The sequence below is a fragment of the Microbacterium murale genome (genome assembly GCF_030815955.1).
Lineage (GTDB): Bacteria > Actinomycetota > Actinomycetes > Actinomycetales > Microbacteriaceae > Microbacterium > Microbacterium murale_A.
On the sequence record NZ_JAUSXK010000001.1, the window covers coordinates 134,013 to 144,914 of the forward strand.

A 10,902-nucleotide genomic window follows, 5' to 3' on the forward strand; every position below is an offset into this window, starting at 1 on the left:
CATTTCTCATTCAGAACCAGTCGCTCTCGCGCACCTCGCGCATGGCGATCTTGCGATCCTCCGGCGAGAGCCGGGTGAGATAGAGCGTGCCGTCGAGGTGGTCCGTCTCGTGCTGGAGAGCCTGAGCGAGCAAGCCCTCTCCCTCGAGCACCAGCGGATTGCCGTCGAGGTCGATGCCCTCGACGCGCGCCCAGGGGTGGCGGAGAGCGTCATGCCAGAGGCCCGGCACCGAGAGGCATCCTTCTCCCGTTGGCACCGGCTCACCGCGCACCTCGGTCAGCACCGGGTTGAGCACATAGCCGACGTCGCCATCGATGTTGTAGCTGAAGGCTCGCGCTGCCACGCCGATCTGCGGCGCGGCGACACCGGCGCGGCCGGGCAGCTCGACACTGTCGATGAGGTCGGCGACGAGCGCTCGTACTCCGTCGTCGATCTCACCGATCGGTGCGCACACGGTTCGCAGTACGGGGTCACCGAAGACCCTGATCTCGCGAGCAGTCATCAGGCGGCGCTCGCGCGAAGACCCTCGACGAGGGATGCGGCCAGCTCGCGAGCCGCCTGTCGCGTCTCAGGCTGCAGGTTGGCGAACACGATCGCTCCACCGCCGGCGATCTGCGAGTCGTACGGCATGCGAACCACGCTCTTCGCACGTGTGGCGAAGTGAGCCTCCAGCTCGTTCAGCCGGACGAGCGGGCTGCCCGGCGTCGATTGGTTGAGGACCACGATCGAGCGCCGTGCCAGCTCTGCATAGCCGTTCGTCTCCAGCCAGGTCAGGGTCTCGGACGCGAGGCGTGCCTCATCGACACTGAGCCCGGAGACGATGATGAGCTGGTCGGCGAGGTCGAGGGTGGCTCCCATGACGGAGTGCACGATGCCGGTGCCGGTGTCGGTCAGAACGAGAGAGTAGTAGTGCGCCGCGACATCCGCGACGTCCCGGTAATCGTCGTCGCTGAATGCTTCGGCGATACGAGGATCCGCGTCAGAGGCGAGCACGTCGAGCCGCGTGGCATCCCGCACGACGATCGACGAGACGTCGTGATACCCCTTCACCTCGTCATGGATGCGCACGAGGTCGCGCACAGACTTGTTGTGCGTGCGAACGATGCGGTCGGCCAGCGTACCTCGGTCGGGGTTGGCATCCACCGCGATCACGCGGTCATCACGGGCATCCGCCAGCGCCATGCCGAGCAGCGCCGTGATGGTCGTCTTTCCGACGCCGCCCTTGCGCGACAGCACCGGCACGAAACGCGCGCCGCCCGCGAGCGGTGCGGAGATCCGTGCGGTGAGTGCCTTGCGAGCACGAGCGCGCTTGCCGTCGCCGATGTTGATGCGCCGCCCTGAGGCCGCGTACAGGAAATGACTCCACGCACCCTCCGGCTCCGGCTTCGTGACCTGGTGGGGATCGAGCAGCCGGTCAGCCGTCAAGAGATCGGCGGACTCGCGCGTCGACTGCCCCAGCTGGTCGCCGAGCCGCTTCGAGGTCAGGGCGACCTCGGGTCGGGAGACGGCCGGTCGCTGCGTGATCGCCGTCGCCGCCGGCTTATCGACCGACTTCGGAGCCTCTTCGGAATTCTTCACAGTCTCGTTCTTCGCTTTCTCTGCCGGAACGGATGCCGTGGGCACCGGCGTCGGCGATGCTGTGGCATCCTGCTTCAATGCGGCGGCGATCCACGCCGTCGTGGCGCTCTCCCCACGCCGTGCGGGCTCACGGGATGGCGGCTCGGCGTCGGACGCCTGCTCTGGCTCGACCGCTGATTCGGGAGCCGGTTCGGGCTCTGGCGTCTGTACACGCGCCGGTTCAGGCTTCGGCTCGGGCGCAGCACCGGACGTACCGGAGGTCGCGGTTTGAGCGCGCGGCTTCTTCTTGGGCTTCGGCTTGACCTTCGATTCGGGCCCTGCAGGATTCGCCGCGGCGATGATGACAGGGTCCACGATCACGTCAGCAGTCACGGCGGAAGTACCTTCATCCGAGGTCGCACTCGTCGAATCACCGGTCGCCACCTCGGGCTCGCCCGCGGGCTCCGAATCCGATGCGGGCTCGGGCTCGACGATGCCCTCCACGATCATTTCGCCTGGCGCGTCCAGCTGGTCTGCGGACAACTTGCCGGCGGATTCCTCCGCCGGCAGCTCGATGACGATGCCGATCCTGTCGTCATGGATCCGACCGACATTCACGTCAGTCGCCGCTACCGCTGCGACGTCGAGCGGCGGGTCGACGATGAGCTCCGAGAGGATCTCACCGTCCACCACTGCGTCGTCCACGAGGTCATCGTCCTCGTCCTGGGGAAGCGCAACGCTCACCTGCGCCGTCTGTCCGAGGATGCCGATACCCGTGGTGTCCAACGAGGCTGCCTCGTCGAGGATGCCGCGGCTGTCGTCCTCCGCGGAGTCTGATTCATTCTTCGGTGTCACTGTGTCACTCCAAGCTTGTGCGAGCGTGTCGCCCGCCCAAGGTTACTGGGCAGGACGTATGACGACCAAAAGGTCTCCAGCATCCACCTGCTGAGTGACACCGATCGCAAGCCGTTCGACGATGCCGTCCACGGGAGCGGTGATGGCCGCTTCCATCTTCATGGCCTCGATGGATGCGACGGGCTCGCCGGCACGCACTGCGTCGCCGACCTCGACCTTCAGCGAGACCACACCCGAGAACGGCGCTGCCACCTGACCGGGCTTGGAGGTATCGGCCTTCTCGACTTCGTGCGCATCGACCGAGATCGATCGATCCCGCACGAACACCGGGCGCAGCTGCCCGTTCAGCGTCGTCATGACGGTGCGCATGCCGCGATCATCCGCTTCGCCGATGGCTTCGAGCCCGACGTACAGCTGCACGCCGCGGTCGATCTCCACGAGATGCTCCTGTCCCTGCACGAGACCGTAAAGGTAGTCGCTCGTGTCGAGGACCGAGAGGTCTCCGAACACCTCGCGCTGCTGTGCGAATTCGCGCGTCGGCGCGGGGAACAGCAGTTCGTTCAGCCGCTGTCGACGTTCCAGGCTGGAACCGGCAAGCGCCCTTTCGTCGTCAGCGGAGAGCTCGGTGAGACCGGTGCGCACTTCGCGCCCGGCGAGCACCTTGGTGCGGAACGGTTCGGGCCATCCTCCTGGGAGGTCGCCCAGCTCGCCCGCCATGAATCCGACGACGGAGTCCGGCACATCGTACTTCTCGGGGTTCGCCTCGAAGTCGGCAGGATCCGCACGCACCGCAGCGAGGTGCAGGGCGAGATCGCCGACGACCTTCGATGACGGCGTCACCTTGGGGACACGGCCGAGGATGCGGTCGGCGGCGGCGTACATGTCCTCGATGAGTTCGAAGTCATCCGCGAGTCCCAGGGCCTTGGCCTGCTGGCGCAGGTTCGACAGCTGCCCGCCCGGGATCTCGTGGTGGTACACGCGACCGGTGGGACCGGGCAGGCCGGACTCGAACGGCGCGTACTGGTTGCGCACCGCCTCCCAGTAGGGCTCGAGATCCGAGACCGCGTCCAGGTCGATTCCGCTGTCGCGATCGGTGTGCGCCAGCGCCGCCACGAGCGACGACAACGAAGGCTGGCTCGTCGTACCGGACAGCGGTGCGGAAGCCGCATCCACCGCGTCGACGCCTGCGTTGCTGGCCGCGAGCAGGGTGGCGAGCTGGCCACCGGGGGTGTCGTGCGTGTGCAGGTGCACCGGTAGGTCGAAACGCTCGCGCAGCGCCGTGACGAGCTTCGCAGCCGCCGCGGGCCGCAGCAGTCCTGCCATGTCCTTGATGGCGAGCACATGCGCCCCGGCATCCACGATCTGCTCGGCGAGACCGAGGTAGTAGTCCAGCGTGTACAGGTCCTCGGCCGGGTTCAGCAGATCCCCCGTGTAGCACAGCGCGACCTCGGCGATCGAAGTGCCGGTGGCACGTACGGCATCGATCGCCGGACGCATCTGAGAGACGTCGTTGAGGGCGTCGAAGATGCGGAAGATGTCGACACCGCTTGCCGCGGCCTCGGCCACGAAGGCCTCGGTGACCGCGGTCGGGTACGGCGTGTATCCGACCGTGTTGCGCCCGCGCAGCAGCATCTGGATATTGATGTTCGGCAGGGCCGCGCGCAGCTTGTCGAGTCGTTCCCACGGGTCTTCACCGAGGAATCGCAGCGCGACGTCGTAGGTCGCTCCTCCCCATGCCTCGACCGACAGCAGCCCTGGGGTGAGCTGCGCGAGATACGGGGCAGCGGCCACGAGGTCACGCGTGCGCACTCGTGTGGCCAGCAGGGACTGGTGCGCATCGCGGAACGTGGTGTCCGTGATGGCCAATGCGCTCTGCTCGCGCAGGCTCATGGCGAACCCATCGGGCCCCAGCTCGAGCAGACGCTGACGCGAACCCGGGATCGGCTCGGCACTCAAGTCGATGCTCGGCAGCTTGGACACCGGGTCGGCGACACCGGGGTGTGCACCGTTCGGCTTGTTGACGGTGACATCGACCAGCCAGTTCAGCAGTCGCGTGCCGCGGTCCTTCGAGACCCGACCGCGCAGCAGATCCGGACGCTCATCGATGAACGACGTGCTGACGTCGCCGGCGATGAACGCCTCGTCCTCGAGCAGCGCCTGAAGGAACGGGATGTTCGTGGAGACGCCGCGAATGCGGAACTCCGCCAGCGCACGGCGCGCGCGGCCGACGGCAGCCTCGAAGTCACGCCCTCGACAGGTGAGCTTGGAGAGCATCGAGTCGAAATGAGGGCTGATCTGCGCGCCCTGGTGCACCGTGCCACCATCGAGGCGGATGCCGGCGCCGCCGGGCGAGCGGTATGTGGTGATCTTGCCCGTGTCCGGACGGAACCCCTGCGTCGGATCCTCGGTCGTGATTCGGCACTGCAGTGCCGCGCCGCGCAGACGGATGTCGCCCTGCTGCAGTCCGAGTTCGGCGAGTGTCTCTCCGGCGGCGATGCGCATCTGCGACTGCACGAGGTCGACGTCGGTGACTTCCTCGGTCACGGTGTGCTCCACCTGGATGCGCGGGTTCATTTCGATGAAGACGACTTCACCGGTGCGCTCCCCCGCCGTCTCGAGCAGGAACTCCACGGTGCCTGCGTTCTCATAGCCGATCGAACGGGCGAACGCGATCGCATATCCGTGCAGGGCCTCGCGGATGCTGTCATCGAGGTTCGGAGCCGGCGCGATCTCCACGACCTTCTGATGCCGACGCTGAACAGAGCAGTCCCGCTCGAACAGGTGCACGGTCTCACCGGTCTTGTCGGCGAGGATCTGGACCTCGATGTGACGAGGCCGAACGACCGCCTGCTCGAGGAACATCCGGGCGTCGCCGAAGGCGCTCTCGGCTTCGCGCATGGCCTCGGCAAGAGCAGGAGCGAGTTCGCCCTTGGTCTCGACACGGCGCATGCCGCGGCCTCCGCCGCCGGCGACGGCCTTCGCGAACAGCGGGAAGCCGATGTCATCGGCCTGGGCGACGAGCGCATCGACGTCGGACGAGGCTTCTGTGGATCGCAGCACGGGAACGCCGGCCTCGATCGCGTGATGCTTCGCCTCGACCTTGTTGCCGGCCATCTCGAGTACCTTCGACGGCGGGCCGACGAAGACGATTCCGTTCGCCGCTGCCTTCTCTGCAAGCTCAGGATTCTCGGAGAGGAAGCCGTAACCGGGGTAGATCGCGTCGGCCCCGGATTCGAGTGCCACGCGGATGATCTCGTCGACGTCGAGGTAGGCGCGCACCGGGTGGCCGCGCTCGCCGATCTCGTATGCCTCATCGGCCTTGAGCCGATGCTGAGAACCCCGGTCCTCGTAGGGGAACACCGCGACTGTGCGCGCTCCGACTTCGAAAGCGGCTCTGAACGCACGGATCGCGATCTCACCGCGGTTGGCCACAAGGATCTTCTGGAACATGCACACCTCTGATGACTCGTTGTACGCCGTTTTCGACGCTCACGGGGCGGGGCTGAGTGTTCTCCAAGCCTAGGGGAAGGTAACGTGGTGTCCGTGCACGTACTCAGCGTCAGCTCTCTCAAGGGAGGCGTCGGCAAGACGACCGTGACTCTCGGACTGGCCTCAGCGGCCTTCGCCCGAGGCGTCCGGACCCTCGTCGTCGACCTCGATCCGCAATCCGATGTGTCCACAGGGATGGACATCCAGGTGGCCGGCCGGCTCAATATCGCCGACGTCCTGGCGAACCCGAAGGAGAAGGTCGTCCGTCAGGCGATCACATCCAGCGGCTGGGCGAAGGTGCACCCCGGCACGATCGACGTGCTCATCGGCAGCCCTTCGGCCATCAACTTCGACGGCCCGCACCCCAGCGTGCGCGACGTCTGGAAGCTCGAAGAGGCACTGGCTGCAGTCGAGAGCGACTACGACCTCGTTCTGGTCGACTGCGCACCCTCGTTGAACGCCCTCACCCGCACGGCCTGGGCCGCGAGCGATCGCGTCATCGTCGTCACCGAGCCCGGATTGTTCTCCGTGGCTGCCGCCGACCGCGCATTGCGCGCGATCGAGGAGATCCGCCGCGGCCTCTCCCCCCGTCTTCAGCCGCTCGGCATCGTCGTGAACCGCGTGCGCCCGCAGTCGATCGAGCACCAGTTCCGCATCAAGGAGCTGCGCGACATGTTCGGCCCGCTGGTGCTCTCCCCTCAGCTGCCTGAACGCACGTCGCTGCAGCAGGCACAGGGCGCGGCCAAGCCGCTGCACATCTGGCCAGGAGACTCCGCTCAGGAGCTCGCCGCCGACTTCGACCTGCTGCTGGACCGGATCGTCCGCACTGGTCGCGTCCCCGTCCCCGAGAGCGGCGCCCAAGCCTGATCCGGCTCATACGAAGAACGCGCCCAGCATCGCTGAGCGCGTTTTTTAGTGGCCGAGGTCAGGCGCGGTACGCCTGGCGCGATGTGGGCCGTCAGGCGCTACGCCTGACGCGACGTGCACCGTCAGGCGGTACGCCTGGCGCGACGTGCACCGAGTTCATCGACCGGGTCGGGCGAGGTGGGGTCGAATTCGACGAGCGTCGACTCGACTTCGCGCAGGACCTTGCCGACGGCGATGCCGAAGACGCCCTGGCCACGGCTGACGAGGTCGATGACCTCATCGTTCGACGTGCACAGGTAGACGGATGCTCCGTCACTCATGAGTGTGGTTCCCGCCAGATCGCGGATGCCGGAGGCACGAAGCTGATCGACAGCGGTGCGGATCTGCTGCAACGAGATCCCGGTGTCGAGCAGTCGCTTGACGAGCTTGAGCACGAGGATGTCACGGAACCCGTAGAGACGCTGCGAGCCGGATCCACTGGCACCGCGGACAGTAGGTTCGACCAGCTCGGTGCGGGCCCAGTAATCGAGCTGTCGGTATGTGATCCCCGCGGCGCGAGCGGCCACCGCACCGCGGTAGCCGACCTCGTCGTCCATCGCAGGCAGACCGTCCGTGAAGAGGAGTTCCGTCACGAAGTGCGGGTCGCCTGCTCGCTCATCCGCATTCATATGAAATCCTCCCTGAAGCATTTAACTCCACGCTAGAGCAGTGCCCCGGCACGGGCAATGACATCCGTGCAGCGGCGAAGGTGTGTCGCAACCAGTTCGTTACGAAAGCACTCTGGTGAGCGCTTCTTTGACGAAGAGCGAGCGCACCTCGTCGATCTTCGTGGCAAGTTCCGGCGCCATCTCGCGCGCTTTTCCCCTCGACGTGGCATCCGTTCGACGAAGGAGTGCCGACATCGCCGATTCGATCAGTGAGACCTCGCGTTCCGCGCTCTGGCGCAGGGTGCGAAGGTGCCGCGGTTCGATGCCGTGACGATCGAGCGCGACGAGGCCGCGCAACAGCGTGACCGTCGTCTCCGGATAGCTCTCAGCAGCAGCGATGATGCCGGTGCTGATGGCGTCGTTCAGGATCTGAGGGCCGGCGCCGGCCGCAGAGAGGAGCTCGTCACGCCGATAACGCCGAGGAGCCGGCGCAATGGACGGCGGCGGAAAAGCCGTCGCTGCCTCGCCGTTCACCTCGGCTTCGTCCAGCTGCTCGCGGATCACGCTCAGCGGCAGATAGTGATCGCGCTGCAATGTGAGCCCGAGGCGCAGACGGTCGATGTCGGCCTGCGAGAACTTGCGATAGCCCGAATCGGTGCGCGATGGGCTGACGATCCCCTGCACTTCGAGGAAGCGCAGCTTGCTGGAGGTGAGATCGGGGAATTCAGGAGTGAGGCGGGCGAGTACCTGACCGATACTCAGAAGACCCGCGGACGCAGAGCGATCGCGGGCGTGAAGCGCCACCATCAGTCGTTCGCCGCCGAGAGATCTGCGGTCGAGGCGAAGAAGTTCAGCCGGAACTTGCCGACTCGCAGTTCGAAGCCGTTCGCCAGCGTGCTGCGATCGACCCGCTCACCGTTGACATACGTTCCGTTGAGTGAGCGCTGGTCGGTGATCTCGAAGGCGGTACCGGAGCGGGTGATCTCGGCGTGACGACGCGAGACGGTGACATCGTCGAAGAAGATGTCGGCTTCTGGATGGCGTCCGATCGTCGTGACATCGGTGTCCAGCAGATAGCGGGCGCCGGCCAATGCGCCCGAGCGGACCAGCAGTAATGCGGATCCTGCAGGAAGCGCGGCGATCGCCGCCTGCTCGACGTCGGTGAGCTCTGCCCCGAAGGGCACGAAGGAGAGATCGGAGTCGTGTCCGAATGTCTGTGTGGCGTCGTGCCTCTGCTCGCCGTCGCGATGAATCGCGGCGTCGCCTGCCGATCGGCTGTCGTTGTCTGTCACGGTGGCCCTCCTCTCACACCACACTAACTGATCACGCGCCGCCGCCGGGAGGGTCTGTATGAGTCAGCCCCCGCACATCGACGTTTCCTATGCTGAGACTGTGCGCACTCTCACAGTTCGACGTTCCCCCGCCCCGATCGCGCTGGCCGCGACACTGCTCTTGGCCTTCCTGATGTTGTTCGCCTGGCCCCAGCCTGCAGCCGCCCACGACTCGCTCGTCGACTCTGATCCGGCCGCAGACTCGACCGTCGAGACGCTTCCCACCGAGCTCACGCTCACTTTCAGCGCGGCGCTGATCGGCGGCGACGGCTCCACCGAAGTCGTCGTGACCGATGCCGAAGGCAACGATGTCGCCGACGGCGAGCCGACTCTGGATGGCGCGATGGTCGTTCAGCCACTCGTGTCCGAGGCCCCTGCCGGCGACTATCACGTGATCTGGAAGGTCGTCTCCAGCGATGGTCATCCGACCTCGGGCGAGTTCGGATTCAGCGTGAGCACCGGCACCGCAGGTGAAGCGCCTCCGGCCGCAGAGGAGACGACCGCGCCGACGGAGGCCGCGACGACGGAGCCCACGGCGCCGAACGTTGCGGAGGACCCGGATATGGCTTCCGGGTTCTCGATCTCGATCCCCTGGCTCATCGGCGCAGCCGTGGTGCTGATCATCGCGGCGTTCATCGTGTTCATGGTCGTGCGCAGCCGGCGCGGATCGGCCTCTCACGCCGATTCCGACGACCCTGCAGAGCGATAGGCTTTAGACATGCCACATTTCGACGTCGTCATCCTCGGCGCGGGCCCCGGCGGGTACGTCGCCGCGGTCCGCAGCGCACAGCTCGGTCTGAAGACCGCGGTCATCGAAGAGAAGTACTGGGGCGGTGTCTGCCTCAACGTCGGCTGCATCCCTTCCAAGGCTCTCCTGAAGAACGCAGAGCTCGCCCACACTCTGAACCACAAGGCTGATTTCTTCGGCATCTCCGGTGAGTTCACGATCGATTACGGCAAGGCGTTCGATCGCTCGCGCGAGGTCGCCAACGGCCGGGTCAAGGGCATCCACTTCCTGATGAAGAAGAACAAGGTGACCGAGTACGACGGCCGCGGCACCTTCACCGGTCCCAAGGCCATCTCGGTCGCCAAGACGGACGGCACCACCGAAGAGGTCACGTTCGACAACGTCATCATCGCGACCGGCTCCAGGGTCCGTCTGCTGCCGGGCGTCGAACTCAGCGAGAACGTTGTCACCTACGAAGAGCAGATCCTCAGCCGCGAACTCCCGGAATCGATCGTCATCGTCGGCGCCGGTGCCATCGGCATGGAGTTCGCCTACGTCCTGACGAACTACGGCGTCAAGGTCACCATCATCGAGTTCCTCGACCGCGCGCTTCCCAACGAGGATGCCGACGTGTCGAAGGAGATCACCAAGCAGTACAAGAACTACGGCGTCGACATCCTGACCTCCACCAAGGTCGAGACGGTCGTCGACAACGGCTCGTCCGTTACGGTGACGTACACCGGCAAGGACGGCCAGCAGGCATCGATCGAGGCCGGCAAGGTTCTCATGTCCGTCGGCTTCGCGGCGAACGTCGAGGGCTTCGGGCTCGACAAGACCGGTGTGAAGCTCACCGAGCGCGGTGCGATCGACATCGATGACCACATGAAGACGAACGTCGACGGCATCTACGCGATCGGCGATGTCACTGCGAAGCTGCAGCTCGCACACGTCGCCGAGGCTCAGGGCGTCGTGGCGGCCGAGACCATCGGCGGAGCCGAGACGCAGACGCTGGGCGATTACCGCATGATGCCCCGCGCGACGTTCTGCTCACCGCAGGTCGCCTCGTTCGGCCTCACTGAGCAGCAGGCCAAGGACGAAGGCCGCGAGATCAAGGTCTCGACCTTCCCGTTCATGGCGAACGGCAAGGCGCACGGTCTCGGCGAGCCCGTGGGCTTCGTCAAGCTGATCGCGGATGCCGAGCACCTCGAGCTCATCGGCGCCCACATGATCGGCCCCGACGTCTCCGAGCTTCTGCCCGAGCTGACGCTCGCGCAGAAGTGGGACCTCACCGCACTGGAACTGGCCCGCAACGTGCACACGCACCCGACGCTGTCGGAAGCGCTGCAGGAGGGCTTCCATGGCCTCGCAGGTCACATGATCAACTTCTGATACGCAGACACATTTTCAAAGAAGGAAAACCCGTCCGACT

The 10,902-nt window shown here is 65.9% G+C and carries 9 protein-coding genes; 3 read left to right on the forward strand and 6 right to left on the reverse strand.

Going from position 1 to position 10,902, the window contains the following annotated elements:
- Nucleotides 1-10 precede the first annotated feature (10 nt).
- From QFZ46_RS00660 to QFZ46_RS00670, 3 genes are read right to left on the reverse strand one after another with little or no spacing between them, the layout of a single operon-like run.
- Nucleotides 11-502: a peptide deformylase gene (locus tag QFZ46_RS00660; protein ID WP_307357286.1), complete on the reverse strand. Its 492-nt coding sequence runs from the start codon at nt 500-502 to the stop codon at nt 11-13.
- Nucleotides 502-2,412, reverse strand: coding sequence for a nucleotide-binding protein (locus tag QFZ46_RS00665; protein ID WP_307357288.1), 1,911 nt, complete (start codon nt 2,410-2,412; stop codon nt 502-504). The genes QFZ46_RS00660 and QFZ46_RS00665 overlap by 1 nt, the downstream gene beginning before the upstream one ends.
- A 42-nt stretch (nt 2,413-2,454) precedes the next feature.
- Nucleotides 2,455-5,862, reverse strand: a complete 3,408-nt coding sequence (locus QFZ46_RS00670; protein WP_307357290.1) for a pyruvate carboxylase — start codon at nt 5,860-5,862, stop codon at nt 2,455-2,457.
- 93 nt (nt 5,863-5,955) lie between these two features.
- On the opposite strand from QFZ46_RS00670, the gene QFZ46_RS00675 reads away from it, so the two are divergent.
- The gene (locus QFZ46_RS00675; protein WP_307364437.1) at nt 5,956-6,768 is read left to right on the forward strand and encodes a ParA family protein; all 813 of its coding nucleotides are present in this window, start codon (nt 5,956-5,958) and stop codon (nt 6,766-6,768) included.
- 122 nt (nt 6,769-6,890) lie between these two features.
- Here the strand turns inward: QFZ46_RS00675 and QFZ46_RS00680 are convergent, their stop codons facing one another.
- The 3 genes from QFZ46_RS00680 to QFZ46_RS00690 form a co-directional block, all read right to left on the reverse strand.
- Nucleotides 6,891-7,436: a MerR family transcriptional regulator gene (locus QFZ46_RS00680; protein WP_307357291.1), complete on the reverse strand. Its 546-nt coding sequence runs from the start codon at nt 7,434-7,436 to the stop codon at nt 6,891-6,893.
- A gap of 99 nt (nt 7,437-7,535) precedes the next feature.
- On the reverse strand, nt 7,536-8,222 hold the full coding sequence (ftsR, locus tag QFZ46_RS00685) for a transcriptional regulator FtsR (protein WP_307357293.1): 687 nt from the start codon (nt 8,220-8,222) through the stop codon (nt 7,536-7,538).
- Entirely contained in the window at nt 8,222-8,707 is a 486-nt protein-coding gene (locus QFZ46_RS00690) for an FHA domain-containing protein (protein WP_307357295.1), read from the reverse strand. Before QFZ46_RS00690 ends, ftsR begins: the two co-directional genes overlap by 1 nt.
- A 100-nt stretch (nt 8,708-8,807) precedes the next feature.
- Between QFZ46_RS00690 and QFZ46_RS00695 the strand changes: the two genes are divergently transcribed.
- A complete protein-coding gene (locus QFZ46_RS00695) occupies nt 8,808-9,455 on the forward strand; it encodes a copper resistance CopC family protein (RefSeq protein WP_307357296.1) in 648 nt (215 codons plus the stop codon).
- Between the two features lie 9 nt (nt 9,456-9,464).
- Complete coding sequence (gene lpdA / locus QFZ46_RS00700; RefSeq protein ID WP_307357297.1) at nt 9,465-10,862, forward strand: dihydrolipoyl dehydrogenase; 1,398 nt, start codon at nt 9,465-9,467, stop codon at nt 10,860-10,862.
- Nucleotides 10,863-10,902 lie beyond the last annotated feature (40 nt).